Origin of the sequence: Rhizobium sp. 268, from assembly GCF_036571585.1 — a bacterium.
Taxonomy (GTDB): Bacteria; Pseudomonadota; Alphaproteobacteria; order Rhizobiales; family Rhizobiaceae; genus Rhizobium; species Rhizobium redzepovicii.
The window spans coordinates 184327-210595 of the sequence record NZ_JAPPSO010000007.1 but is presented as its reverse complement, the minus strand read 5'-3'; the positions used below and the strand labels follow the sequence as shown (position 1 = coordinate 210595).

Annotated in this window: 27 protein-coding genes; 11 read left to right on the top strand and 16 right to left on the bottom strand. The window is 62.1% G+C overall.

What is annotated here, in order from left to right:
* Positions 1 to 2: 2 nt before the first annotated feature.
* Complete coding sequence (locus OS035_RS15790; protein WP_183854976.1) at positions 3 to 1253, top strand: RNA polymerase sigma factor; 1251 nt, start codon at positions 3 to 5, stop codon at positions 1251 to 1253.
* Here OS035_RS15790 and OS035_RS15785 read toward each other — a convergent pair whose 3' ends face one another.
* The 3 genes from OS035_RS15785 to OS035_RS15775 all read right to left on the bottom strand — a co-directional run bounded on the left by OS035_RS15785 (position 1254) and on the right by OS035_RS15775 (position 4305).
* Entirely contained in the window at positions 1254 to 2285 is a 1032-nt protein-coding gene (locus OS035_RS15785; protein WP_003590279.1) for a peptidoglycan -binding protein, read from the bottom strand. It abuts the gene before it with no gap.
* 3 nt (positions 2286 to 2288) lie between these two features.
* Complete coding sequence (locus OS035_RS15780) at positions 2289 to 3392, bottom strand: MotA/TolQ/ExbB proton channel family protein (protein ID WP_054185080.1); 1104 nt, start codon at positions 3390 to 3392, stop codon at positions 2289 to 2291.
* A gap of 112 nt (positions 3393 to 3504) precedes the next feature.
* A complete protein-coding gene (locus tag OS035_RS15775; protein WP_097629206.1) occupies positions 3505 to 4305 on the bottom strand; it encodes an inositol monophosphatase family protein in 801 nt (266 codons plus the stop codon).
* 217 nt (positions 4306 to 4522) lie between these two features.
* On the opposite strand from OS035_RS15775, the gene OS035_RS15770 reads away from it, so the two are divergent.
* Both OS035_RS15770 and OS035_RS15765 read left to right on the top strand, forming a co-directional pair.
* Entirely contained in the window at positions 4523 to 5101 is a 579-nt protein-coding gene (locus tag OS035_RS15770; RefSeq protein ID WP_097629205.1) for a TetR/AcrR family transcriptional regulator, read from the top strand.
* A 73-nt stretch (positions 5102 to 5174) separates the two neighbouring features.
* On the top strand, positions 5175 to 5915 hold the full coding sequence (locus tag OS035_RS15765) for a 3-oxoacyl-ACP reductase family protein (protein WP_183778665.1): 741 nt from the start codon (positions 5175 to 5177) through the stop codon (positions 5913 to 5915).
* Between the two features lie 82 nt (positions 5916 to 5997).
* On the opposite strand, the gene OS035_RS15760 is transcribed toward OS035_RS15765, so the two are convergent.
* The 10 genes from OS035_RS15760 to OS035_RS15715 all read right to left on the bottom strand — a co-directional run bounded on the left by OS035_RS15760 (position 5998) and on the right by OS035_RS15715 (position 17623).
* The gene (locus tag OS035_RS15760) at positions 5998 to 7095 is read right to left on the bottom strand and encodes a protein-glutamate methylesterase/protein-glutamine glutaminase (RefSeq protein ID WP_183778664.1); all 1098 of its coding nucleotides are present in this window, start codon (positions 7093 to 7095) and stop codon (positions 5998 to 6000) included.
* Positions 7096 to 7102: 7 nt separating this feature from the next.
* Positions 7103 to 7960 carry a CheR family methyltransferase gene (locus OS035_RS15755; RefSeq protein WP_097629202.1) on the bottom strand — a complete coding sequence of 286 codons (858 nt, stop codon included), beginning with the start codon at positions 7958 to 7960 and terminating at the stop codon, positions 7103 to 7105.
* 29 nt (positions 7961 to 7989) lie between these two features.
* Positions 7990 to 8466 carry a chemotaxis protein CheW gene (locus OS035_RS15750; RefSeq protein ID WP_003590275.1) on the bottom strand — a complete coding sequence of 159 codons (477 nt, stop codon included), beginning with the start codon at positions 8464 to 8466 and terminating at the stop codon, positions 7990 to 7992.
* 2 nt (positions 8467 to 8468) lie between these two features.
* Positions 8469 to 10277: a methyl-accepting chemotaxis protein gene (locus OS035_RS15745; protein WP_183854972.1), complete on the bottom strand. Its 1809-nt coding sequence runs from the start codon at positions 10275 to 10277 to the stop codon at positions 8469 to 8471.
* A 215-nt stretch (positions 10278 to 10492) separates the two neighbouring features.
* Positions 10493 to 12415: a HAMP domain-containing methyl-accepting chemotaxis protein gene (locus OS035_RS15740; RefSeq protein ID WP_331813858.1), complete on the bottom strand. Its 1923-nt coding sequence runs from the start codon at positions 12413 to 12415 to the stop codon at positions 10493 to 10495.
* Positions 12416 to 12652: 237 nt separating this feature from the next.
* On the bottom strand, positions 12653 to 14362 hold the full coding sequence (locus tag OS035_RS15735; protein WP_097628787.1) for a methyl-accepting chemotaxis protein: 1710 nt from the start codon (positions 14360 to 14362) through the stop codon (positions 12653 to 12655).
* Positions 14363 to 14393: 31 nt separating this feature from the next.
* On the bottom strand, positions 14394 to 14906 hold the full coding sequence (locus OS035_RS15730; RefSeq protein WP_183778659.1) for a chemotaxis protein CheW: 513 nt from the start codon (positions 14904 to 14906) through the stop codon (positions 14394 to 14396).
* Positions 14903 to 16930, bottom strand: coding sequence for a chemotaxis protein CheA (locus tag OS035_RS15725; protein WP_331813857.1), 2028 nt, complete (start codon positions 16928 to 16930; stop codon positions 14903 to 14905). Before OS035_RS15725 ends, OS035_RS15730 begins: the two co-directional genes overlap by 4 nt.
* Positions 16927 to 17295: a response regulator gene (locus OS035_RS15720; protein ID WP_003585726.1), complete on the bottom strand. Its 369-nt coding sequence runs from the start codon at positions 17293 to 17295 to the stop codon at positions 16927 to 16929. The genes OS035_RS15725 and OS035_RS15720 overlap by 4 nt, the downstream gene beginning before the upstream one ends.
* A 4-nt stretch (positions 17296 to 17299) precedes the next feature.
* Positions 17300 to 17623: an STAS domain-containing protein gene (locus OS035_RS15715; RefSeq protein ID WP_331813856.1), complete on the bottom strand. Its 324-nt coding sequence runs from the start codon at positions 17621 to 17623 to the stop codon at positions 17300 to 17302.
* 342 nt (positions 17624 to 17965) lie between these two features.
* On the opposite strand from OS035_RS15715, the gene OS035_RS15710 reads away from it, so the two are divergent.
* Positions 17966 to 19708 carry a chemotaxis protein gene (locus OS035_RS15710; protein WP_183855060.1) on the top strand — a complete coding sequence of 581 codons (1743 nt, stop codon included), beginning with the start codon at positions 17966 to 17968 and terminating at the stop codon, positions 19706 to 19708.
* 38 nt (positions 19709 to 19746) lie between these two features.
* On the opposite strand, the gene OS035_RS15705 is transcribed toward OS035_RS15710, so the two are convergent.
* Together OS035_RS15705 and OS035_RS15700 are read right to left on the bottom strand one after the other, a co-directional pair.
* Positions 19747 to 20829 carry a tetratricopeptide repeat protein gene (locus OS035_RS15705; protein WP_097628782.1) on the bottom strand — a complete coding sequence of 361 codons (1083 nt, stop codon included), beginning with the start codon at positions 20827 to 20829 and terminating at the stop codon, positions 19747 to 19749.
* A gap of 10 nt (positions 20830 to 20839) precedes the next feature.
* Entirely contained in the window at positions 20840 to 21493 is a 654-nt protein-coding gene (locus OS035_RS15700; protein ID WP_097628781.1) for a thiamine phosphate synthase, read from the bottom strand.
* A gap of 108 nt (positions 21494 to 21601) precedes the next feature.
* Here OS035_RS15700 and OS035_RS15695 point away from each other — a divergent pair, with 108 nt between their 5' ends.
* Both OS035_RS15695 and OS035_RS15690 read left to right on the top strand, forming a co-directional pair.
* Positions 21602 to 22366, top strand: a complete 765-nt coding sequence (locus OS035_RS15695) for a sulfite exporter TauE/SafE family protein (RefSeq protein WP_097628780.1) — start codon at positions 21602 to 21604, stop codon at positions 22364 to 22366.
* Positions 22367 to 22529: 163 nt separating this feature from the next.
* Positions 22530 to 22790, top strand: coding sequence for an ArsR/SmtB family transcription factor (locus tag OS035_RS15690; protein WP_097628779.1), 261 nt, complete (start codon positions 22530 to 22532; stop codon positions 22788 to 22790).
* A 199-nt stretch (positions 22791 to 22989) separates the two neighbouring features.
* Here OS035_RS15690 and OS035_RS15685 read toward each other — a convergent pair whose 3' ends face one another.
* The gene (locus tag OS035_RS15685) at positions 22990 to 23163 is read right to left on the bottom strand and encodes a YdcH family protein (protein WP_003566443.1); all 174 of its coding nucleotides are present in this window, start codon (positions 23161 to 23163) and stop codon (positions 22990 to 22992) included.
* Positions 23164 to 23391: 228 nt separating this feature from the next.
* On the opposite strand from OS035_RS15685, the gene OS035_RS15680 reads away from it, so the two are divergent.
* The 5 genes from OS035_RS15680 (at position 23392) to OS035_RS15660 (ending at position 26220) form a co-directional block, all read left to right on the top strand.
* Positions 23392 to 23595 (top strand): YdcH family protein, encoded by a 204-nt coding sequence (locus tag OS035_RS15680; protein WP_097628804.1) that lies wholly within the window; start codon positions 23392 to 23394, stop codon positions 23593 to 23595.
* Positions 23596 to 23613: 18 nt separating this feature from the next.
* Positions 23614 to 24108, top strand: a complete 495-nt coding sequence (gene purE / locus OS035_RS15675; protein ID WP_097628778.1) for a 5-(carboxyamino)imidazole ribonucleotide mutase — start codon at positions 23614 to 23616, stop codon at positions 24106 to 24108.
* Positions 24105 to 25181 (top strand): 5-(carboxyamino)imidazole ribonucleotide synthase, encoded by a 1077-nt coding sequence (locus tag OS035_RS15670; RefSeq protein WP_097628777.1) that lies wholly within the window; start codon positions 24105 to 24107, stop codon positions 25179 to 25181. Before purE ends, OS035_RS15670 begins: the two co-directional genes overlap by 4 nt.
* A gap of 165 nt (positions 25182 to 25346) precedes the next feature.
* Positions 25347 to 25472, top strand: coding sequence for a type B 50S ribosomal protein L36 (gene ykgO / locus OS035_RS15665; RefSeq protein WP_003566454.1), 126 nt, complete (start codon positions 25347 to 25349; stop codon positions 25470 to 25472).
* A 112-nt stretch (positions 25473 to 25584) separates the two neighbouring features.
* Positions 25585 to 26220, top strand: coding sequence for a tetratricopeptide repeat protein (locus tag OS035_RS15660; protein WP_097628776.1), 636 nt, complete (start codon positions 25585 to 25587; stop codon positions 26218 to 26220).
* The last annotated feature ends 49 nt before the right edge of the window (positions 26221 to 26269 follow it).

Here is a 26269-nt window from a genome sequence, read left to right as displayed (position 1 = left end):
CGATGCCGCCCGATGCGGGACGCGCCGCCGAACAGGTGGCGCGTCAGTCCTACGGCAAGCTAATCGCTTTTCTGGCCGCCCGCTCGCGTGACGTGCCGGCGGCGGAAGACGCATTGTCGGAAGCGCTGGCGTCGGCCCTTCGCGTCTGGCCGGAGCGCGGCGTTCCCGACAAGCCGGAAGCCTGGCTGCTGGTGGCCGCACGCCGCAACCTGATGCAGGCGGCCCGCCACCGCACCGTCGCGGCCAACGCGCAGACGACGATAACCGTCGCCTTCGAGGAGGCGGAGGAACGCATGAACGAGGCCGGCAAAGCCGTCTTTCCCGATGAGCGGCTGAAGCTGCTCTTCGCCTGCACCCATCCCGCCATCGACAGCTCCGTGCATACGGCGCTGATGCTGCAGACGGTTCTCGGCATCGAGGCGAAAACCATAGCACGGGCCTTCGTCGTTTCACCGGAGGCGATGAGCCAACGGCTGGTGCGGGCCAAGGTGAAGATCCGCGATGCCGGCATTCCCTTCGCCATTCCCCCTCGCTCCGCTCTGCCGGAGCGGCTCGCTGCCGTGCTTTCGGCGATCTATGCCGCCTACGGCCTCGGATGGGACGGTCTCGACGGCGAGGAGGAGCGCCATTCGCTTGCCGGCGAAGCGATCTGGCTCGGCCGCGCGCTTCTGGCGGTGCTGCCTGATGAACCGGAAGCGATCGGCTTGCTGTCGCTGATGCTTCACTGCGAGGCCCGCCGCAGCGCCCGGCGCGACCGTAATGGCCGATACGTGCCGCTCGACGAGCAGGATACGGCGGCCTGGAACGTGATCATGATCGCCGAGGCGGATGCGCTGCTGCGCAAGGCCGGAGCTTTCGACCGTTTCGGTCCCTTTCAGTGCCATGCTGCGATCCAGTCCGTGCATGCAACGCGCCGGGTTTCGGGAATGACCGACTGGCCGGCGCTGACAACGCTCTACGCGGCGCTGGTAAAGATAAAACACACGCTCGGCGCACGTGTCGCCGAAGCAGCGGTGATCGGCAGGGCCTTGAGCGCCGCCGCCGGTCTGGAGCGGCTCAATAGGCTCGATCCGCGCGATGCCGCGGCCTATCAGCCCTATTGGGCCGTGCGTGCCTTTCTTCTCGCACGCGCCGGCGACGATGCCGCAGCAGTCGATGCCTACATGACGGCGATCGGCCTCAGCGACAGCCCCGCCGTGCGCGATTTTCTCGCCGACCGGCTGAAGGAGGTGCGACAAGCCACGCCACGCTGATTATTTCTCTGTCAGCTTCAGCTCGATGCGGCGATTGGTGGCGCGCGCATCCGGTGTTTCGCCGGGCGCAATCGGCTGGAACTCGCCGAAGCCGGCGGCAACCAGCCGGTCGGCCGGCACGCCCTGCGCAATCAGGAACTTGACAACCGAAATCGCGCGCGCCGAGGAGAGCTCCCAATTGTCGCGATAGCGGCCCGTCCCGGCCAGCGGCACATTGTCGGTGTGGCCGTCGACACGCAGCACCCAGTTGATCTCCGGCGGAATTTCCTTGGCGAGATCGAGAAGAGCGGCGGCGAGCTTGCCCATCTCGGTCTGTCCCTCCGGGTTTAGATCGGCGCCGCCCGAGGGAAACAGCACTTCCGACTGGAAGACGAAGCGGTCGCCGACGATGCGGATATTCTCGCGGTCGGAAAGGATCTCGCGCAGGCGCCCGAAAAAGTCGGAACGATAGCGGTTCAACTCCTGCACGCGCGCGGCGAGCGCAACGTTGAGGCGGCTGCCGAGATCGGCGATCTTGGTCTGCGAGACCCGGTCTTTCTCCTCCGAAGCCTGAAGAGCGGCTTCGACGGCGGCGATCTGGCTGCGAAGTGCTGCAATCTGCTGGTTCAGCAGCTCCACCTGGCTCAGCGCCCGCTCGCTGACCTGCTTCTGCTCGTCAAGCTCCTGCGTCATCGCGCCGATTCGCTTCTGCGCCGCGTCCTGCCCGCCGGACCCGGCATTCAGCAGCGCCTGCAGCCGCGATCGATCGCCCTCGGCGCTGGCAAGCGAGGCCTGAAGATTGGCGACCGAATCCTGGAGGTCCTGATTGCTGCCCTTTTCGAGCGCAAGAAGCTGCGTCAGCTCGTTGATCTGGCTGTTGAGGCGACTGAGCACCTCATCGCGTCCGGTGATCTCGCGGCTGAGGATGAACTGCCCGACGACGAAGACCGTCAGCAGGAACATGATTGAGATGAGCAGCGTCGACAGCGCGTCAACGAAGCCCGGCCAATAATCCACCGTGCGTTCACGGCGCCGGTTGCGGGCAAGAGCCATGGCTTACTTGCCCTCGCTCTTTTCTGCCTGACTGGCGCGGTCGCGCACGCGCTCGCTTCGGTCGCCGGCGCGCTCCTGAACGCCGATGCGTTCGGCCAGCCGATCGAGCGTGCGGCGCATCGCCTTGGCCTCGTCCTGTTGCGCCTCGATCCAGTCGCGCAGCATCTGCTGCTCGTTGCGCATGTTCTTGACGAGACCCTGAATGCCTTCGGCAAGGCTCGCCATGGCGGCGACCGAGCGCTGGCTGCCGGCGCCCCCCTCCTCGGAGACCTTGCGCAGATAATCGGAGAGCGCACGCATATCGTCCGAGGAAGCGCCGGCAACGGCGTCGAGGGCCGGCGCCAGGTCGGAGCCGACATCGGTGACCGAGGAGAGCCAGTTTTCCAGCTCCATGTAGAAGCGGTTCTGCGCGCGGCCGGCCTGAAGGTCGAGGAAGCCGAGAATGAGCGAGCCGGAAAGGCCGAGCAGCGAGGAGGAAAAGGCCTGGCCCATGCCCGAAAGCGGGGTGGAAAGCCCTTCCTTCAGCGCCGCAAGCACATCTCCCGTGCCGTTCGAGCCGGCATCGAGCGACTGGATCACCATGCTGATCGAACCGATCGTGCCGATCAGGCCCCAGAAGGTGCCGAGCAGGCCGAGGAAAACCAGAAGGCCGATCAGGTACCGCGAGACATCCCGCGATTCGTCGAGGCGGGTGGCGATGGAATCGAGGATCGAGCGCAGCGCCGTCGTCGATAGCGCCACCGAAGATTTGCGGCTGCCGATCAGCGCCCGCATCGGCGCGAGCAGCCGCGGATTGCGGTTGACCTTGTCGGCGCTGCCGGCGGCGCGGAAGGAGTTGAACCAGCGCACTTCGGGGCGAAGCGCCAGCACATGGTTGAAAACAAGAATGATTCCGACTGCGAGAACACCGACGATCAGGCCGTTGAGGCCCGGATTGTGCATGAAAGCGGTCTGCGTCTGCCGGAAGAGGATGGCGGCGATAAAGCCGACGATGACGAGGAAAAGCAGCATAGTCCAGAGGAAGGGCATGGGGCTCGAAAGCCTGTAGGCATAACCGCTGGCCGTCTTTTCGGTGGAGCCGATCTCCGCCACATTCACATTTTCCATAGGGTCCGCTGCCTCCGGAGTCATTGCTGGCGGAGACTAGAGCAACATTGTGCCGAATTGAAGTATGCCGAGGCGAAAACCGTGACTTTACAACAGCCGGATTTTCGTCCGCTCACTTGGCGGGAATTGGCCGCTTGACGACTTCGATCAACGCCTTATGGATGATCTCGTTGCCGGCGACGATCGTGCCGCTCTCCAGCATCGTTGCACCACCGTCCCAGTCGGTGGCGAAACCGCCGGCTTCGCGGATGAGCAGGATGCCGGCCGCCATGTCCCACGGCGCAAGCTCCGCTTCCCAGAAACCGTCGAACCGCCCGGCAGCGACATAGGCAAGATCGAGCGTCGGCGAGCCCAGGCGGCGGATGCCCGCAACTTCGCCCATCACGTGGCGAAGCTCGACCAGGAACTTGCCGTGATTGCGCTTGCCGAGCGCCGGCACACCGCAGCCGATGACGCAATCCGACAGCGCCCGGCGCGCGGCGACGCGCAGGCGCCGGTCGTTAAGGAAGGCGCCGCCGCCGCGCTCGGCGGTATAGAGCTCGTCGGTCGCCGGATTGAAGACGACGGCGGCAACGATCTCGCCATTGCGTTCGAGCGCGATCGAGACCGCGAAGGCCGGGATGCCGTGCAAAAAGTTCGTCGTGCCGTCGAGCGGGTCGACGATCCAGCGATGCGCGCCGTCGGTGCCCTTGATTTCCTCGCTCTCTTCGCCGAGGAAGCCATAGGTCGGACGCGCCTTGAGCAGCTCTTCCCTGACGATCTTTTCGGCCTTGCGGTCGGCGGTGGAAACGAAATCGCCCGGCCCCTTCACGGAAACCTGCAGGTTCTGCACTTCGCCGAAATCACGTCCCAGCGACTTTCCTGCCTTGAGGGCAGCCTGAACCATGACATTGAGAAGAGCTGAACGGGCCATCGGCGCATTTTTCCTTGGGACTGATACGGGGCGCGCGCGCTGCCAGGGGCGGGAAGTGTCCCTGAACATGCATGACAGGCAGCGCTGCGAAGATTGGCGGCCTCAAGACCACAAAATCAGGGAAATTTCAAGGGGAGGCGCGCATGGCTGCCCTGCGGCGCCGGAAACCATAAATTTATTCTGGACAGATTAGTCCAATAAGAGTAGAAGCCTCGTCATGGCACGACACAAGGAATTCGATCGCAACACCGCCCTTCATGCCGCCATCGGCGTATTTTCCGAGCACGGCTATGAAGGCACCTCGACCGAGGAATTGCTGACGGCGATGAAGATCAGTCGGCAAAGCATGTACGACACCTTCGGCGACAAGCGCGGCCTCTATCTGGAAGCGCTGAAGCGCTACAATGTGGAGAGCATCGACAAGATCATCGCCGATCTTCGCCGCGAAGGCCGGCCGATCGAGGCGCTGGAAGGTGCTCTCGTCGCCTTCGCCTCGCGTCCCGCTGCCGAGGCGCGGCGCGGCTGCCTCGGTGTCAGCGCCATCTGCGAATTCGGCCGCACCGATGCCGAGGTCGCAGCTCTTACCGACAGCGCCGGCCACGCGCTTCACGCGGCGATCGAGAGCCTTCTCGGTGAGGCTCGCAGGACCGGAGACCTCGCAACAGATATCGATATCGCCAACGCCATTCCGTTTCTCGGCGCTGCCCTGGCGGGCATGAAAGTTAGCGCCCGAAACGGCGCCCCACCCGAGACGCTCCGCGCTATCGCACGCATGGCAATCAGAAGCCTTCGCTGACGACGGGCAATTCCGAACCGGCCTTTCCACGGCCAATTATAGACTGAACAATCCAAAAACAAAGGAAACCTGCATGTCTCAATCCCTTTCCACCAAGATCGCCCTCGTCACCGGCGGTTCGCGCGGCATCGGTGCCGCCATCGTCCGAAGGCTCGCCGCTGACGGCGCCGCCGTCGCCTTCACCTATTCCAGCTCCGAGCACAGGGCGAAGGCAATCGTCGCCGAGCTGGAGGCTGCTGGCGGCAAGGCGCTGGCGATCCGGGCCGACAGTGCCGATGCGAAAGCCGTAAAGGATGCCGTTGCGCTGACAGCCGAGACCTTTGGCGGTCTCGACATTCTCGTCAGCAATGCCGGGATTCTCATCCTCAACCCGCTCGACGACTATTCGCTCGAAGATTTCGACCGGATGTTCGCCGTTAATGTCCGCGCCGCCTTCGTCGGCATCCAGGCAGCGGCAAGACATATGAAGGAAGGCGGCCGCATCATCACCATCGGCAGCGTCACCGCCGATCGCAGCGGCTTTCCGACCTCCGCAGTCTACAGCATGACGAAGGGCGCGATCGCCTCGATGACCCGCGGCCTCGCCCGCGATCTCGGTCCACGCGGCATCACCGTCAACAACATCCAGCCCGGCCCGACGGCGACCGACATGAACCCCAATGAAGACGATCATGAACGCCTCAAGCCACTGATGGCGCTTGGCCGCCTGGGTGAGGACCGCGAGATTGCCGGCCTCGCCGCCTATCTCGCCAGTGCCGAGGCCGCCTTCGTCACCGGCGCCAGCCTGACGATCGACGGCGGTTATCTCGCCTGAAAAGAGAATCTGCAGGGTGATAATCAAAAGCCGGCGGCATCTTGCGATACCGCCGGCTTCAGCCGCTTCCGTTGAAACCGACTTAAAACTTCTGCTGCGTTATCAGCACTTCGCGAGCGATCTGATCGAGCGGCAGGATACGGTCGACGCCGCCTTTGGCGATCGCCTCCTTCGGCATGCCGAAAACGACCGAACTCGCCTCGTCCTGCGCCACCGTGTAGGCGCCTGCCTCATGCATTTCCAGCATGCCGCGCGCACCATCGTCACCCATGCCGGTCATGATGATCCCCATGGCGTTCGAGCCGGCCGAGCGCGCCGCCGAGCGAAAGAGCACGTCGACCGAAGGCCGGTGCCGCGACACCAGCGGCCCGGTCTTTACGCTCACATAATAGCGCGCACCCTGGCGTTCGAGCAGCATATGCTTGTCGCCTGGCGCGATCAGCACGTGGCCGCGCAACACGGGATCGCCGTCGACGGCTTCCTTGACCTCCACCTCGCAGAGCCCGTTTAGCCGCTTGGCGAAGGCGGCAGTGAATTTCTCCGGCATATGCTGGACGATCACCATGCCGGGCGCATTGGCCGGCAGTTCCTCCAGTAACTCGCGCAGCGCTTCGGTGCCGCCGGTGGAGGCGCCGACGCAGACCACCATCTCGGTCGTCTTCGCCATCGCCCGTCCCGTCGGCGGCGGCAGCATCGCATCCGCCGTCAGCTTTTTGGTCGGTCCGTCGGCCGAAGCCGAGCGGATGGTTCCGGCAGCGCGGCGGACGGTGGTAAGCCGCGCATGCGAGGCGCTCTTGACGATTTCGCGAATGCGTATCGCATCATCGGAAAGACTGTCGGCGGCCCCGATCTTCGATTTCAAAATGACGTCGACGGCGCCGGCCTCCAGCGCCTGGATCAGCGTTTCCGAACCGGCTTCCGTCAGCGACGAGCACATCACGACAGGGATCGGCCGCTGCGCCATCAGTTTGCGCAGGAAGGTGATGCCGTCCATGCGCGGCATCTCGACATCGAGCGTGATGACGTCGGGGATTTCCTCCAGCAGCTTGCGCGCGGCCACGAAGGGGTCGGACGCCACCGCCATGATCTCGATATCGGGATCCTGCTCCAGCACATGCGTCAGCGTCTGACGGATGCTGGCGGAATCGTCGATGATGAGAACGCGGATTTTCTTAGCCATGAAGCCTCTAAATGCGCTGAAACACCGTGTTCGAGACCTGCTTCAACGGCAGATCGAAGCCGGTGATCGATTCGGAATGGCCGATGAACATGTACCCTCCCTTCGCCAGGCAATCGCAGAGGCGGTTGAGCACGCCGGCCTGAGTCTGCTTGTCGAAGTAGATCAGCACATTGCGGCAGAAGATCACGTGCATCGGCTCGCCGATCGGATATTTCTCGTCCATCAGGTTCATGCGGGCAAAACCGATCCTGCTGCGCAGTTTCGGCGTGATGCGCACCTCCCGCCGATCCGGTTGCTTGGCCGTCAGCACATATTTGCGCTGCAGGTCGCACGGCACCGGCGCGATGAGATCTTCCGGGTAGATGCCCCGGCGCGCCGTCTGCAAAACGTCGGTGGAAAGATCGGTCGCCAGTATGCTGTAGGATACGTCGTTGCGGCCTTCGGTGAATTCCGCCAGCACCATCGCCATCGTATAGGGTTCGGCTCCCGTCGAGCAGGCCGAACTCCAGGTGCGAATGGTGCGGACGCCGCTGCCGGCAATCGCCGGTAGCGCCACGCTCTGCATATAGTCGAAATGTTTGGCTTCGCGGAAGAAGTCGGTCTTGTTCGTCGTCACTACGTCGATCAGGTAGACGGTTTCCTGGGCAAGACCGTCCTGATTGAACAGGAAGTCGCAATAATCGTCGAAGGTCGCGTGATTGGTTGCCCGAAGGCGGCGCCTCAGCCGCCCCTCGAGCATCGTCAGCTTGGTCGGCGGCATCTTGATGCCGCTATAGTCGTAGATGAACCGGGCAAGCTTGTCGAAATTGCGCTTGCTGATCCGGTCGCCCGGCAATTGGGTTTCCACCGCTGTTGCCATACTCATAAAACGTAGTACTCCGAGTGACGTAGCGGTCAGGCCGCCGATTGCAGTGCAGAGGCGTCCTCGCGCGACAGCAACCGCGCCAGATCGATGATGACGACAAAGCCGTTTTCACGGCGAACGACGCCGGCGATATAGTCCGAACGCCAGCGCACGCCGATATCGGGCGCCGCCTCGATCTGGTCACGCCGAAACGGCGTGACCTCGAAGACGCGGTCGGCAACAAGGCCGAGGGTGAGAAGCCGGCTTTCCATCGGCACGTCGAGGACCAGCACCCGCGTATGCGGGGTCGGCTCGGTCTTCGTCATGCCGAGCTTCAATCGAAGATCAATCGTCGGCACGCCCTGCCCGCGCACATCGCGCAGGCCGAGCAGATAGTCGGGACCATTCGGAATCTTGAAAGCTTCCGCATAGTCGAGGATTTCCCGGACGACCTCAACCGGCACGGCGAAAATCTCCTCGCCGAGGCTGAAGGTCACGAATTGCGCTTCCAGAGATGTTGGAGCCATGATCAGGCGCTTTCCTTGAATTCGACGTCCCCATCATCGGGACCGCCCATGGAGAGATCGAGTGCGAAGCCCTTTGCCCGCGCCTGCTGACCGGCGATGCTGTTGGCGGCGAGCTTCCTGCCGCCGAGGCTGCGCCCGGCGACCGGCGCCGGGTTGCGGACGGTTACCCTGGCGGCCGGCAGGCGGGATTGGCGATCGCCTGCCGTATCGACCTTGAAGAAAGCGATCGACGTCTGCAGCTCTTCCGCCTGGCTCGCAAGCTCTTCCGAGGTCGCAGACATTTGCTCGGAGGCGCCGGCATTCTGCTGCGTCACCCGATCGAGCTGCTGGATCGCTTCGTTGATCTGGCCGGCACCGATATCCTGTTCGCGGCATGCGGCGCTGATTTCCGAAACCAGCTCGGCCGTCTTGCGGATATCAGGCACCAGCTGGCCAAGCATGTCGCCCGCATCCTGGGCGGCCTTGACCGTATCGCTCGACATCGAGCTGATTTCGGCGGCGGCCGATTGGCTGCGTTCGGCAAGCTTGCGCACTTCCGAAGCGACGACGGCAAAGCCCTTGCCGTGTTCGCCGGCACGCGCGGCTTCCACGGCGGCGTTGAGCGCCAGCAAGTCCGTCTGGCGGGCGATTTCCTGGACGATGCCGATCTTTTCGGCGATGGTCCGCATCGCCTGCACGGCGCGCGACACCGCTTCGCCGCTCATCTCAGCATCCTTGGCCGACTGGCGGGCGATCTTCTCGGTCTGCGCGGCATTGTCGGCATTCTGCTTGATGTTGGCGGCCATTTCCTCCATCGAAGCGGAGGCCTCTTCGGCCGAAGCCGCCTGTTCGCTGGCGCCCTGCGATACCTGCTCCGAGCTTGCCGAAAGTTCCTGGCTGCCGGCCGAAACATTTTCTGCAGCCACGATCGCATCGGCGACGACACCGCGCAGGCGCTCGACCATCTGTTCGAGTGCAATGCCCAGCGTATCCTTGTCAGACAGCGGCTTCGGGGACACCGTCAGGTCGCCGCCGGCGATCTGCGCGGCGATGTCAGCGGTGACGCGAAGGTTGTCCGTCATCGTGTTGATCATTTTGACCAGATCTTTGATCTCGTCGTTGCTCTTAATCTCGACCTTCTGATTCAGGTCGCCGATTGCGACGGCGCCGGCAACGTCGATGATCTTGCGCAGCCCGCTGTTGATGCCGAACGCGATCCACAGCGCAGCGGCAAAAGCGATGACGGAGGCGCCGATTGCGAGACCGATCAACATGTTCTTCGTGGAACTATAAAGAACATCGGTGTCGTTATCGGCCTGCGCCATCGCCTTCTGCTGTAGCCCGACGAGTCTTCCGAAAACCTCTTCCATTTCCGCGACGAGGGCGCGAACCTCCCCTGAGGAAAGCGCCACGGCGCCTGCTCTGTCGCCACTTTCCTGTATGGAGGCGACTTTGTTGGAGCCTTCATCGAAACGTTTGGCAAGCTCGACCAGCCTGTCCCAGCTAGGCTTGCCCTCAGCGGTTGCCAGCTGTAGGCCGCTTGTCACCAGCGTGAGCATTTCATCCACGCTTTTCGCCGAATTCTGATAGTCTTTCCTGGCGATTTCGGGGTCCATTTCCAGAAGAGCGTTCTTCTGCCAACGAACAGCGTCGAGCTCGGCAGTTTGCGCTTCCAGAGCCAGTTCCAGCCTCTTTGCAGGACCGGCAATGAGATCGCTGACGGCATCGTTCAGCGAGCTGAGGCTGAAGATCCCATAAACCGCGCTGCCCACCAGCAATAATATGACAAAGCCGAATGCAGCCGCGAGTTTGAGTTTGATCGTAATACGCATCTCAATATTCCTCTCAGAGAGCGAAGCAATAAATATGGTCCAAGTGGCGCGGCATCATGCAGCAAAGAAATTCCCATCCGGCGAAACCGACGGAGGACATGAATAAACTTCCGTGTCGCTTCCCCAAGCGCCGAAAGCCTGCGTCACGGGCCATTCTGGCTGGCCCATCACAGTTGCGAAGGGGATAGCGCTCATGCGCTTTCCCCAGAGAGTACCTACGCGCTCTCCCGAAACTCGTCATCGGCCATGTCCGGACCGCCCATCGACATGTCGAGGGCAAAGCCCTTCACGCGGGCCTGCTGGCCGGCGACCGTATTGGCCGGCGTCTTGGTGGCCGGCTTGCGCGGGGCGGCCTGAGGCCGGCTGCGGGCGACAGCCTTTGCCACCGGCGCGCGCTCACGGCGTCCGCCCGCCATATCGACCTTGAAGAAAGCGATCGACGTCTGCAGCTCTTCCGCCTGGCTCGCAAGCTCTTCCGAGGTCGCAGACATTTGCTCGGAGGCGCCGGCATTCTGCTGGGTTACCTTGTCGAGCTGCTGGATCGCCTCGTTGATCTGCGCCGCGCCGATATCCTGTTCGCGGCAGGCCGCACTGATCTCGGAAACCAGCTCGGCCGTCTTGCGGATGTCCGGCACCAGGCGGCCAAGCATTTCGCCCGCTTCCTGGGCGGCCGTTACCGTATCGCTCGACATCGAGCTGATTTCGGCGGCCGCCGACTGGCTGCGTTCGGCAAGCTTGCGCACTTCGGAGGCGACGACGGCAAAACCCTTGCCGTGTTCGCCGGCACGCGCTGCTTCCACGGCGGCATTGAGAGCCAGCAGATCGGTCTGGCGGGCGATCTCCTGAACGATACCGATCTTCTGGGCGATCGTGCGCATGGCATCGACGGCGCGGGAAACGGCCTCGCCGCTGGCTTCCGCATCCTTGGCCGACTGGCGGGCGATCTTTTCCGTCTGAGCCGCATTATCTGCATTCTGCTTGATGTTCGACGCCATCTCTTCCATCGAGGCAGAAGCTTCTTCGGCGGAAGCCGCCTGTTCGGTAGCGCCCTGCGATACCTGCTCGGAGCTTGCTGAAAGCTCCTGGCTGCCGGAAGAGACATTTTCCGCCGCTGAGATCGCATCGGCAACGACGCCGCGCAGGCGCTCGACCATCTGCTCCAGGGCGAGGCCCAGCGCATCCTTGTCGGAGAGCGGCTTCGGGGACACCGTCAGGTCGCCGTTTGCGATCTGATCGGCGATGCCGGCGGTGGTTCTAAGGTTGGAGATCATGCTCTGCATGGCGATGCCGAGCGCATCTTTGTCCGACAGCGGCTTTGCATCGGTGCTGAGGTCACCCATGGCGATCTGGTCGGCAAGGGCCGCCGTGGCGCGCAGATTGGCGGTCATGGCGTTAACCGTATCGATAAGATCCTTGATCTCGTCGTTGGTCTTGACATCGACTTTCTGGTTGAGGTCACCGATTGCGACAGCGTTTGCGACCATCGTGATCTTTCGCAGACCATGGTTGATTCCAAGGGTGATCCACAAGGCGGCGCCGAGCGCGATGAGCACTGCAAATCCGGAAGCACTGCCGAGGATCAGCTTGGTCGAGCCATAGAGCTCGGTGTTTGACGCGGCGGTCGCCTTCATTCCTTTGCGCTGGATTTCGACGAGAGCCGCGATTGCGGTGCCCATATCGTCGGTCATTGTTCTCAGCTCACCCAGTGAAAGCGCCAGCGCGCCGGCTTGGTCACCTCTTGCGTCAAGTTGCTGCAGTTCGGCGGATCTTTCGCGGAACTTCGCGCCAATCGTCTGCAACTTCTCCCAATATGGCTTCCCCTCCGGCAAGGCGATGGCAAGGCCGCTATCGACAGCTCCGAACATCTCCTGCAGGTATTGGTCGGCGTCCTTATAGAAAGCGGCAGCAGTTTCGGGATCCGTGGAGAGAAGTGCGTTCTTCTGGGAACGAATGGCGTTGACTTCGGCAACATTGGCGGTCAGTGCCAGCTCCAGACGACGGACTGAGCCGTTGATCATCTGGGCGCTTGCATCATTCAAAGTTCCGAGACTCATGCTTCCGTAGACGGCGATGCCGATCAGCAGCAACGTCATGATGCCGAAGGCAAGGCCTAGTTTGAGTTTGATGGTGAGACGCATGTGATACCCCCGATTTGCGGTCAAAACGAATGGAGAGAAACATGTCCCCCTGGCGGGACGTCGAGCTTGGAAGGATGTGTCTGAAAGGGGACAAGCGACTCATTCGCTTCCCGGTGGCCGACATCTATCGATCGCAGCACCAACGCCTACACGCGTTGGGGGGTATTCCCGCCTCGGGTCGCTGGGGCAACCCGAGGATCACGTTGGCGAAAGCACTTATGCGCTTTGGGGGAGCGCCTATGCGCTCTCCCTGAAGTCGTCATCGCCAGCGTCTGGACCGCCCATCGACATGTCGAGAGCAAAGCCCTTGAGACGCTGCTGCTGAGCCGAAACCGTCTGGCCGCGGCCCTGGCCGTAGGCCTGCGGAGCGGACTTGCGGACAGAGGCAGAGGAAAGGAGACCCTTGGGCGACGCTTTTGGCTGCACCTTGTTGATGCCGGGCCGCGGGCTGCCCGCCGTATCGACCTTGAAGAAGGCAATCGAGGTCTGCAGTTCTTCGGCTTGGGAGGCGAGTTCCTCTGAAGTTGCCGACATCTGCTCGGAAGCGCCGGCATTCTGCTGCGTCACCTTGTCGAGCTGCTGGATCGCTTCGTTGATCTGCGAGGCGCCGATGTCCTGTTCGCGGCAGGCCGCACTGATCTCGGAGACCAGTTCGGCCGTCTTACGGATATCGGGTACCAGACGGCCGAGCATGTCGCCGGCATCGGCAGCGGCCTTGACCGTATCGCTCGACATCGAGCTGATTTCGGCCGCGGCCGACTGGCTGCGTTCGGCAAGCTTGCGCACTTCCGAAGCGACGACCGCAAAGCCCTTACCGTGTTCGCCGGCACGCGCCGCTTCGACGGCAGCATTGAGCGCCAGCAGATCGGTCTGGCGGGCGATTTCCTGGACGATGCTGATTTTCTGGGCGATCGTGCGCATGGCGTCGACAGCGCGCGTCACCGCCTCACCGCTCATCTCGGCATCCTTGGCCGACTGGCGGGCGATCTTTTCCGTCTGGGCGGCATTGTCGGCATTCTGCTTGATGTTGGCGGCCATTTGCTCCATCGAAGCGGAAGCCTCTTCAGCCGAAGCGGCCTGTTCGGTGGCGCCCTGCGACACCTGTTCCGAACTTGCCGAAAGCTGCTGGCTGCCGGAAGAGACGTTGTCGGCAGCCGACAAGGCGTCGGCGACGACACCGCGCAGGCGTTCGATCATCGTGTTGACGTTGCCCAGAAGCTCGCCGATTTCATCGTGGCTGGTGATATCGGCCATCTTCGTCAGATCACCTTCCGACACTTCGCGCACCACGATGTTGGCGCGGTTGAGGCCTTTGCTGATCGAGTTGGCGATCCAGAAGGCGGTGACGGCGGCAATCAGCAGAGCTGCGGCGGCCACCGCAACCATCGTCGTGCGCGTCGTCATATATTGCGCTTCGGCACCGTCGTCGGCAGCCTTCATGCGCTGCTTTTCAAGGGTCAGGATTTCGCTGAGCGTTGCGTCGATGTCGTTGGCAGCGGCCCGCGCCGTGGTGACGGAAATCGTATTCGCGCTTTCGGCATTGCCGGCTTTCACATAGTCACGGATCTGATCGTCGGCTGCATTGAAGGTCTTGGAAAGCTCGGCGATGCGCGCCCAGCGCGCCTTGCCCTCTTCCGTTGCCAGCGCCAGCACCTGGCCGAAAGCGTCGGCGAAGTCCTTGCGGGCCTGATCGCCCTTGGCAATCGAACCGGCCGTCTCATTAGCGGTCCGGGCGGTGAGCAGGTTCTTCTGCTGGCGGATGGCCTCAAGCTGGGCAATGTTGATCTGCTGCGCGAGATCGAGACGAGCTGCCGGACCGGAGAGAAGTCTATCGATCGTGTCGTTCAGCGATCCAAGGCTGAGGACACCGTAGGCGGCGGTACCCACCAGCATCAGAATGATGAACGTGAACGCCGTCACCAGTTTCGTCTTAATTGTCATTCGCATCGTCAAACCCCCAAGTTTGAATTCATCCGGGTCAACTGGCGGCTCCCGCCGCCTTGTGCCTCGATGAAAAAATGGCCTGCAGGTTCGGGAGAATGATAAACTCTCCGCCCCTCTTCACCAGGCAGTTGATGTAGTCGGCGCGCCAGCGCATGCCGATGCTCGGCGGCGCCTCGCTCGCGGATTTTGCAAGTGTCGTCACCTCGTTCACCTTGTCGGTTCTGAGGCCGACGAGCGTCTGCTCGCTCTGCAGATCGATCTCGATGACGATGATGCGGCTGTCGATCGTCGTCTCCGCTGCCTCCATCCCGAAGGCAAGACGCAGATCGGCCAGAGGAATGACCTTGCCGCGGAAGTTGATGACGCTGGCGACGAAGGGCTGGCTTCCCGGCACCGCGGTCTCCGGAAGCAGGTCCAGGATTTCCTGGACGATGACCGCTTCCAGCGCGAAGGTCTCGCCGTTGAGATCGAAGGTCAGCACTTCGACTTCCTCGGCATAGCTCCAATGATTGTCGAATCGTTCGGCTATCGTTGCCGTTGCACTCATCCTGCTACCCGCAATTGCGCCTCCTGTTGCTGACCCGCGGCAACCAGGTGCCCGACGTCGAGAATGAGAGCGACGCTGCCGTCGCCGAGAATGGTCGCGCCCGAGAAGGTCGCGACGTCGTTATGCAGTTTCGACATCGACTTGATGACCGTCTGGTGGTCGCCGATGATCTGATCGACGACGAGGCCGACACGTTCCGTGCCGGTCGAGATGACGACGACCTTCTGGTGCACGTCGGGTTTGGTGCCGGTGCGGAAGAGGTCGCGCAGGCGCAGGAACGGCACCAGGCTGTCGCGCAGCGAGATGAAGCTGCGGCCCCGCGAGCGGAGATCTTCCTCGAGCGACAGCTCTAGGCATTCCTCGACCGCCGAGAGCGGGATGACGTAACGGCCGGAACCGACACGCACCAGCAGGCCGTCGATGATGGCAAGCGTCAGCGGGATGCGCAGCGACACTTCCGAACCCTGTCCCGGCACGCTGACGATGTCGATCGCGCCGCGAAGCGCTTCGACCGTCTTCTTGACCACGTCCATGCCGACGCCGCGACCCGATAGATTGGTGATCGCCGCCGCCGTCGAGAAGCCGGGAGCGAAAATCAGCTGCAGCAGCTCGGAATCGGAGAGTGGCTGGCCGGGATGAATAAGGCCCGAGGATTCCGCCTTGGCGCGAACCCGTTCGCGGTTGATGCCGCGGCCGTCGTCCTTGATCGAGATGATCACCTCGCCGCCGGCCTGGCGAGCCGAAAGGATCACCGTGCCGGCTTCGGTCTTGCCGGCGGCAAGGCGGTCGGCAGGCGTTTCGAGACCGTGATCGATCGAGTTGCGCACCAGATGCACCAGCGGATCGGCCAGCCGCTCGATGACGGTCTTGTCGACTTCGGTGCTCTCGCCCTCCGTCACCAACTCGATCACCTTGCCGGTTTCGCGGGCGAGATCGTGGACGAGGCGGCGGAAACGGGAGAACAGGGTGGCGACCGGCACCATGCGCAGCACCATCATCGTGTCGCGCAACTCGCCGGAAAGGCGTTCGATTTCTTCCGAGACGGAGCGTAGCGCGATATCGGCGCTGGCGCTGGCAAGCTGGCTGAGACGCGATTGGGCGATGACGAGCTCGCCGACGCGGTCCATCAGCTCGTCGAGACGCTCGGCGGGAACCCGGACATTCTCAGCCGCCTTCGCCTGGCTGACGGCGGCGGGCGGCTCGCGCCTCGCCGGCACCGCCTCGACGGGACGAAACTCGGGAACAGCCGCAGAGACTGCGGCGACGGGGAGACGTGCTGCCTTTTGCTCGATCGGAGCAACATCTACCGTGGCCGGCCCGTCGATCTCCTCGACACTGAGTTCCATATCGTCGAGCACGAAGATGAAGACGTCGTCGATCGCCGAGCGGTCCTGTTCGCTGGTCAGCATCACGTCCCAGGAGATATGGAGTTCCATCGGCGTGAGCTCGCCAAGAGGCGGAATGGCCGAGGTGTTGGCGCGCACGGTGCATTCGCCGAGGTCGCGCACCTCGTCCAGCAGGCCAAGCGGGTTGGTGCCGTTGGCCATCGAGTTGGCCGGCAGGCTGAAGCGGATGCGCCAGCTGCTTTTCTTCTTCGTCGACACCTCACGCACGATTGCGGGTGTGGCAACAGCGGCCGGCGCCGCCGGCCTGCCGCCGACGGCCGCCTGCAGCTGCGCCAGAAGCATGCTGCCAGTATCGCCGTGATCGGCGTCTGGCTGGTCGACGAGGGCGCGCATATGGTCCTCGGCGGCAAGAACGGCGGCGACGAGTTCGCTGGTCGCCGCGACCTCGCCCTTGCGGACGCGGTCGAAGGCGGTTTCGCAATGATGGGTGAAGGCGGCGAGCGCCTCGAAACCGAACATCGCGCCGGAGCCCTTGAGCGTGTGAAGCCCGCGGAACACGGCGTCGACGAGATCCTTGTTGTCGAGCTGGTGGGTCAGGTCGAGAAGACCCGCCTCAATCGCTTCAAGGCATTCGGCAGCCTCCATGCGGAACACGGCAACGGGATCGAGCGTGCTCATCGTCCGAGGACCTTCTTCACGATCTTCACGAGATGTTCGGGGTCGAACGGCTTGGTCAGCCAACCCGTAGCACCCGCGGCCTTGGCGCGGGCCTTGAGATCCGCATCCGATTCCGTCGTCAGGAAGATGATCGGGACGCCGGCCTGCCCGGGCAGTTTCCGCAGTTCCTCGATCATCGTCAGGCCGTCCATGACCGGCATGTTGAGATCAGTCACGATCAGATCAAAGCGGCCACCCTTGGCCGTCGCCAGGCCCTCGGCCCCGTCGGCGGCTTCGGTGACGCTGTAACCGGCATTGCTCAGCGTGACCTTGGTGGTCAGGCGGATGCTAGCGGAATCGTCAACAGTCAGGATATTTGCACTCATAACCTTACACCTCTTTATGCAACCAGAACTTGGAATCTTCTTGATCGAAGGATTCGATGAAACCTGCGCGTTCAAGTACCTTCAGCACCGAGCCGCTTGCAGGCGTAGATAGTTTGAATGTCTTCCCCTCAGCTTTTGCTTGACGGCGCGAGGACTCGATGAGTTGAACGAAACTCAGATCCGCTTCCGCACTTTCGGGAATGCTAACTGTGATTGCATCGTTGGCGCGAATTGCGTCAGTAAACTTTGAATATAGTTCGGACGCCGTACGAATACTTAGCCCATCAGGCAAATTTATAGATTCGCAATATTGCTTAGGAGTATCCAATGCAGCCCCCTTGGCCGGAGAAATACTTGACGACCTTTAAAGGACTCTCACGGTAGCGTTAATGCAGGGTAAACAGCGGTTGTATGAAACTGTCGTATAACGAGTCCTCGGACTCCCAATTTCTCATCCGGAATAAGTTGTATTTTTTTCTCAAAAATTAGAGATAAATGAAATAAAAGCAACAAGTTAAGCAATATTAACTAGATGTTCGATTTGTACCGACGCCCATCCACATCTTTCGTTAATCACAACGGTGACGAGTCCGGCGCGTTTACCGGACGTTTTCATCCTGCCCGTAAAACGAGAGTCGAATATGCCTGTGTTTAAGAAAAGGGATAAATGTTGGCACACGCTCTGGTATCGCCGACCGCTGCAGCCTGCACATCCGGACGGGACATCGGCCGGACCCTGGAATCCGCCCGCAGCCGGGTCGAGGAACGTTTTCTCGAAGGCGGCAGGGTACTGCTCTCGGTGATGGATGTTCTCAACCATCTGTTGAATTCTCTTGAGAGTGTCACCGCCGCGCTCGACAATGGGGAGTCGAGCGATACCGGCGCCGATCTCCGTGTCACGGTGGAGAACCTGACGGCGCTGCCGGTCACCGAGGAAAACCGCCAGCAGGCACTCGTCTCGCTGGCGCAGACCGGCAGGGAACTGCGCAAACATGTCTCCGACATGCAGGAGACGATGCGTTATCTCAGAACCTTCGCCGTCACCGTGAAGATCACCGGCGCCGGTCTTGCGGAATTCTCCGGCTTCGCACAGGAGATCCTGGAGCGAATCTATTCCGGCACCGATGAAGTCAACCGTTTCGCCACCCAACTCGACAGCCTCGACAAGGAGGTCAAACTCGCCGCCTCCTTCGGCGCCAGTGTCTCCAAGGGTTATGCCGATACCGTTCCAGCCGTCGCCGCCGCCCTGCGCGACGATGCCGCCAAGATCGCCGAACACCGCAAGCATCTCGGCGTCGTCGCCCGCGAGGTCGGCGCGATTGCCCGCGGCGTCCAGAGCAAGGTCGCCTCGACGCTCTCTGCCCTGCAGATCGGCGACATCACCCGTCAACGCATCGAGCATGTGCAGGCCACCCTTTCGCTGCTTGAGGAATTCTTTGCCGGCGAGGAGGGCGCAAAGCTCGATGCCGGCGCGCGCAAGCGCCTGCAGAACGTCATCCACCATCTCACAGCAGCGCAGATGAGCGACATGTGCGCCAATTTCCAGCGGGATTCGGAGAATGTCGTCAAGACGATCGCCAGTTTCGACCACGACATGCGGGAGATCCTCAAGCTGCGCGATCAGATGAGCGGTGAGAGCGGCGAAGCCGGCGGCAATTTCATGCGCGCGCTGGAATCCAGCGTTTCGGCCGCCCACGAAATCGTCAAGCAGGTCGACACGACAAGCCGCCAGGCCGACCAGGTGAGCCAGTCGACGATCGGCACGGCAGCCAAGCTCTCCGAAGCGATCGCCAACATCCGCGCCGTCAAGACCGACATTCACTATATGGCTTTGAATACCAACCTGCGTTGCAGCCGCCTCGGCGAGGAAGGCAGGTCCATCAACGTCGTCACCGCCGAGCTGCGCATCTTCGCCGGCAAGCTCGACGAATCTGCCGACGCTATCGTCACCGGCCTGCCGGCACTCGAGGCCGCGGCCGGGCGCGTCGCCCCCGCCGCCGATGTCGGGACCGGCGGTCTCGGAGAAAGCCTGACATCAGCTGTCGGCAATATCCGCTCCGCAGCCAATATGATGGAAAATGAGCTGAAGGTGCTCGCCGAGAACGGCCGCGAGGTCGCCACCAAGATCAGCCTGCTGATCGGCAAGCTCGATTTTCAGCGCGATCTCGGCGAAGTCTTTGCCAGCTGTGCCGATCTGCTCGAAAGCGCTGCCGGCACCGAGGTCGCCGATATCTCCGATCTTACCGATGCGATCGCTCCGCTCGACCGCAAGATCTTCAAACACTATACGATGGTCCAGGAGCGCAGCATTCACCGCGACATCATCCCGGCGAGCGAAGACAGCGCCCCGGCGCCCGCCGAGACCGTCAAAGCCGAAAGCGACGAGGATCTTTTCGCCGACGCGCTGTTTTAAAAACGTTCCCGCTTGGGACGCGCAAAAGATGCTGTAATCTATCGCCGCCGGAACTTGTTGGCGGCCTCGATCGCCGCCTTCTGCTGATCATCCTCAATGCCGAGATAGAAATCCTCGAGCGAGGGATCGGCGAGCCCTGCCCGGCGCGACAGGACGTACCACTTTGCCGCCTCGACAGGATCCGGCGCCGTGCCGATAGCGTTGATATAAAGATGGGCGAGCTTGTTCTGAGCAACGACATTGCCGCCATTGGCGGCAAGCTTCAGCCATTCGAAGCCCTTGACGTAATCCTTCGGCCCGCCGACGCCGTTGACGAGCCAGATGCCGAGATCAAGTTGAGCGGTGTCGAAACCGGCGCGCGCCGCACGTGCCATCCACTCGCGGGCGAGCTGCTTCTTTTCCACAGGCAAGTCCTTCAGCGTCGCATAGATCTGCGCCACGGCATATTGCGAATCGGCAATGCCCTGCTCGGCCGATTTCTCGTAGAATGGCAGCGCGAGCTTCAGTCCCGTCTCGCCGGGATGATCGGCGATGACAAGCTGCGCCCAGTTGAACTCCGCCGAAGGATTGCCGGCCTCGGCGGCCTTACGCATGTAGTCGTCGGCCTTGACCTTGTCGCGCGGCACGCCCTGGCCTTCCATCAGGATCAGCGCATATTTGAACATTGCCGCCGCATCGCCGCCTTCGGCCGCCTTGCCGTACCAGAAGGCGGCGTTCTTGATGTCCTTCTTGACACCAAGCCCCTGCGAGAGGATTTCGCCGATCAGCGTCTGCGCCGCTGCATCGCCGAGCTGGGCGCGTGGCAGCGCCTTGTCCATTGCCGTCAGGTAATAACCGCGCTGGAAGGCGCCGTAAGCCTCGTCGACAGGTCCCTTGTAATCCTTCTCCGGCGGCAGGTCCGGCAGCTTCGCACCCATGCGGTCGAACACGCCGACACCATCGGAGGGCCGCACACCCGGGACAGAGGGGCGGTCGGTGCGGAAGGTCGATGCTGGCGCCGAGCCCGGCTGGCTGATGACGCTGTCGGTGGCCTGCGCCAAGACGACACCCGGCCCGGCCGCAACCAAGGCGGCCATGCTGGCAAGGATAAGATTCAACAGGCGGGCGGTGGGGATCGGCATGAGCGCGATTTCAATCCTCAAACCGTGGCGCTTTTTCGTCGAGAAGCGCGTTGACTTCGGCGACGATAGACGGCGCCCGGTTGGGCTCGCCGAAGACAGCCAGCCGCAGCGCCACGAATTCCGCTCCGGTCTCGGCGACGGCAAGCGCCGAGGCCGGATCGGTGCCGCCCATGACGATGCAGGGAATCTCGATCATCGAGGCCCACCATTCGCCGAGCGCAAGGTTCTTCGGATGTGCCTCCGGCTTGATATCGCCGTCGAGCTTGCCGAAGAAAATATAGTCCGGCCTGGCTTCGCCGATCTCCAGCGCATTGTGCCGGTCGGCTGCGTTACCGCCGCCGACGATCAGCTTCGGCGCATGTTTTTCGATCGCTTCCGAAAGTGCCTCGGCATTGCCGGAAAGGTGCAGGCCGTCGGCCTTGGCCCGTCCCGCAACGCGGCTGTCGCCTGCAATCAGGGCGGCCGCCCCGGCATCCTGGATCAGCGGCACCAGTTTCTCCGCATGTTTCTGGAAGGTACCGTCGTCGAGCCCGTACTGCGGCACGATCACCGAAGCGACATCGCCGCCCTTCAGCGCGCCGGCAACGATCCTTGCCTGCTCATCGGCATCGGCAATATCGGGTACGATGAGCACAAGGCGGCAGCGGTTTTCCGGTTCGGTCATCAGGTCTTCCCGTTTCCTCGCGAATTCCTCGTTGAGATGAGGGATCCGCACTCGTTTTGTGTGAGTAGTTCCGTTAGACGAGGCTTGCAAGAGGAGGACGTCGAAAGCATGCCGCAGGATTTATCATTCTACTACGCCGCCGTGCCCGCGGTTCTGCTGGTGGGCCTCGCGAAGGGCGGCATGGGCGACGCTTTGTCGCTGATCGGCCTGCCCTTCCTCGCCCTCGTCGTCTCGCCGGTCGAGGCGGCGGCCATCCTGCTGCCGATCCTGGTCTTCATGGACATGATCTCGCTCGTCATCTGGCGCCAGCACGGCGACTGGGCGACGCTGAAGATCATGCTGCCAGGCGCCGTCTTCGGCATCGCGATGGGCTGGGCGACCTCGGCGCTCGTTCCGGGCAACATGCTGCGCATCGTCATCGGCGCTGTGACCATCCTCTTCTGCCTGCGCTATTTCTGGAACAATTACGGCCCGGGCGCCGGCAAGATCGTCCCGCCGCGCGGACAGCGGCCGGTGGCCGCCGGCCTTTGGGGTACATTTTCCGGCTACGGCAGCTTCGTCGCCCATGCGGGAGGCGCACCCTTTCAAATCTATGCCCTGCCGCTCAAGCTGCAGCCACGCGAATATACGGGCACCAGCGTGCGCTTCTTCGCGATCCTCAACGCCATCAAGCTCATTCCCTATTTCGCACTCGGTCAGCTCGACACCCAGAATCTCGCGACCTCCGCAACGCTTCTACCCTTCGCCCCGCTCGCCACCCTTGCAGGCGCCTGGTGTGTGCGCCGCATGAAGCCGGCGATCTTCTACCCCTTCATGTATGCGATGGCCCTCATCGCCGCCTTCCTCATCGTGCGCGAGGGTCTTGGCTGGTAGGGCAGCCCTGCTGCATATTCCTTCAATCGGAACCGACCTGAAGAATTATGCAGCAATTCTAAGTGTAACCATCCTTGGCGCGTCTGAAAGACTGCGACGCCGTAGTACGCTGCAATGCACAATTTCCTTGCTGGAACGTCCGGTTTGACGTAGCTTTCCCGCTATGTCGAACACGGACCCCTTCTCTGCGATTGCCGATCCGAACCGGCGGTTTCTGCTGGAGGAATTGCGTCGTGCGCCGCGGACCGTCAACGAACTGGCTGAGGGCCTGCCGATCAGCCGCCCCGCCGTGTCGCAACATCTGAAGGCGCTGCTCGACAGCAACCTCGTCTCGGTGACCTCGGAAGGCACGAAACGCATCTACACGGTCAACAACCGCGGTTTCGACATGCTCAATTTATGGCTGGATCAGTTCTGGGCTTGAAGCCGGCTCACATGACAGCCCCGCCCCTCGTATGGCTGTGACTTGAAGCGCGGCGCTCGCAAAAGCGCCAGCCGCGATGCCGCTGGCATCGGGCTGGCGCAATTCTGGTGTGAACTCACCGGTTCTTGCTGATTTCAGGCGGAATGGATGGATTTACCTTTTCTTTCGCAAGATGATCGACCGGCGACCCCTGGGAAGATCAGTGGACGGATGACTTGAGACGCATAATCTCGTCCTTGATGCGCAGCTTGCGGCGCTTGCATTCGGCAATTTCCGTATCGGAGATAGAGGGAGCTGTTCTGAGCGCGTGCAGCTCCTCTTCGAGAGCGACATGCTTTTTCTGGAGTGATTCAAGATGAGCTTGAACTGTCATTTGACCCTTCCTTCCTCTTACCCTCCCCGGCCAACATCGTCGGGGATCAAGGTGTCAACGCGGCGGACTGTGACATATTTTTGAAGGCTTGTCGAAGGCCAAAAGATGAAGACTGGATGGCAATTTCATGATCAAGACTAACTAGCCGTTACCCGTATTTGGTGATAGGAGCTTGCGGAAATCATCGGCAGATCGGACAAAGTCCGGGGACGATAACGGGGAATGCATATGGCCGATCAGGAACAGGCGGAAATCAGGCTCACCGTGGCGCGGCTGCGCCAGGAGCACGAGGATTTCGACGCCGCGATCAATGCCATGATCCTAACCGGATGCGATGCTCTGCGGATCCAGCGCATGAAAAAGAAAAAACTCGTTATCAAGGACAAGCTCTCCAAGCTGGAAGATCAGATCATCCCTGACATCATCGCCTGAGAGGGAAGAGCAGCAACGATGACAGACAGACCACCCGTCGCCATCATCATGGGAAGCCAGTCCGACTGGGAGACCATGAAAAACGCAGCCGACACGCTCGAGGCGCTGGAAATTCCCTATGACGCGCGCATCATTTCGGCGCACCGCACAGTCGACCGGCTGGTCAATTTCGCCAAGGGCGCGCGCGCGGAGGGCTTCAAGGTCATCATCGCAGGCGCCGGCGGCGCCGCCCACCTGCCGGGTATGACCGCCGCGATGACGCCGCTGCCGGTCTTCGGCGTGCCGGTCCAGTCCAAAACCATGTCCGGCCAGGACAGCCTGCTTTCCATCGTGCAGATGCCGGCCGGCATTCCTGTCGGTACGCTCGCCATCGGCAAGGCCGGCGCGGTCAACGCCGCCCTTCTCGCCGCCGCGGTGCTTGCCCTTTCCGACGAAGAAGTCGCCGACCGGCTAGACGAATGGCGCGAGCGCCAGAGTGCTGCCGTCGCCGAATACCCGATGGACGATCTATGACGGCAAGAACGATCGGGATCATCGGCGGCGGCCAGCTCGGCCGCATGCTGGCCATTGCCGCCGCCAGGTTGAATTTTCGCACGGTCATCCTCGAGCCGCAGGCCAACTGCCCGGCCGCCCAGCTCGCCAACCGGCAGATTACCGCCGCCTATGACGATCCGGCTGCGCTGGCCGAACTCGCCGACATATGCGACGTCGTCACCTACGAATTCGAAAACGTGCCCGTCGCAGCAGCCGAAAGGCTCTCGGCGAGCGTGTCCGTCTATCCGCCGCCGAAGGCGCTGGAAGCCGCCCAAGACCGCCTGGTCGAGAAGCGCTTTCTCAATGGCTGCGGCATAACCACTGCCCGCTTCCACACGATCGACAGCCAGGCCGATCTTGAGACGGCACTGAAAGATTTCGGCGGCCAAGGCGTGCTGAAAACCCGCCGTCTCGGTTATGACGGCAAGGGCCAGAAGGTTTTTCGCTCGGCGGCAGACAGCCCGGATGGCGCCTATGCAGCCCTTGGCGGCGTGCCGCTCATCCTCGAAAGCTTCGTCGCCTTCGAGCGCGAGGTCTCGATCATCGCCGCCCGCGCCAGCGACGGAACGGTCGTCTGCTTTGATCCCGCCGAGAATGTCCACCGCAACGGCATCCTCCACACCTCGACGGTTCCCGCTGCGATCTCTGCGCCGGCGGCGGACGCCGCGCGGCAATCGGCCGAGAAAATCCTTGCCGCATTGAATTATGTCGGCGTCATCGGCATCGAATTCTTCGTGCTTGCCGATGGCGGTCTGATCGCCAACGAGATGGCGCCGCGTGTTCACAACTCCGGTCACTGGACGGAAGCCGCCTGCGTCGTCAGCCAGTTCGAGCAGCATATTCGCGCCGTCGCCAGCCTGCCGCTCGGCAATGCCGAGCGCCATTCCGACTGCGTCATGCAGAACCTGATCGGCGACGATATTCTTGCCGTTCCGGACTGGCTGCGGCGCCCCGATACACTGGTTCATCTCTATGGCAAGACCGAGTGGCGCCCCGGCCGCAAGATGGGCCATGTCACCACCTTGACGCCGAAATCGCCGGTTTTGGCCTGAGAAAACACCCCGTTGCCTTGGGAAAAACACCTTCATGTGGTTGACACGGAAAAGGTGACGGGGTATCTGCTCCCCCACCTAAACAGCGCGCCCGATGGCGCGCTTTTGATTGTTAAAAGATACGGGCGAATGTGAATTCCCCCATAGAGATCGCGGATCAGAAAAATGAAGATCAAGAATTCGCTCAAGTCGCTCAAGGCTCGTCACCGTGACAACCGTCTGGTTCGCCGCAAGGGCCGCATCTACATCATCAACAAGCTGAACCCGCGCTTCAAGGCTCGTCAGGGCTGATTTCGCGCGTCCGGATCGCCCTGCCGCGTGAGCTTGCGCTGGCGGATATATCCGGTGGGTCGCTGCGGTGATCACGTCAAATTTGTTTGATCTTCGGCGCTGGCGGGCTAATATGCCCGCCATGCGCTTTTTTGCTTTGACATCAGCGGCGCTGCCGCTTGCCCTCATTCTGCTCACCTCCTCCTTTCCGGCCGCCGCCGCGGAAAAGCCGGCCGCCGCCACGAAAAAGGAGGTTATCGTCGAGCCGGCGGATGCCAACAATTCGCCGAAACAGCACCTCGACCAACTCTTCAGCCAGCTGAAACGCGAGCGCGACCCCGACAAAGCCAGCGGCATCGCCAATGAGATCCGCATCGAATGGAACGATTCCGGCAGCGCCACGATCAATCTGCTGATGCAGTGGGCCGACAAGGCGATCGAGGAAAAGCGCAATCCCGCCGCCCTCGATTTCCTTGACGAGGCGATCGCGCTGAAACCCGATTATGCCGAAAGCTGGAACCGCCGCGCGACGCTGAACTTCGTCATGGGCAATTATCGCAAGTCGATGTCCGATATCGAACGGGTGCTCGATCTCGAGCCGCGCCATTTCGGCGCGCTCTCCGGCATGGCGGCGATCCTCAGCAATTCCGGCAACGACCAGCTGACCTTGAAGGCCTGGGAGCGTTTTCTTGACATCTACCCCGCCGAACGCACCGCGCAGGAACAGGTCAACACGCTTGCTGAAAAACTTGCCGGCAACCGCACCTGATCCTCGGGCGTTGATCTTGACCTCCGGCCAAGCCGCGCAATTTAGAACT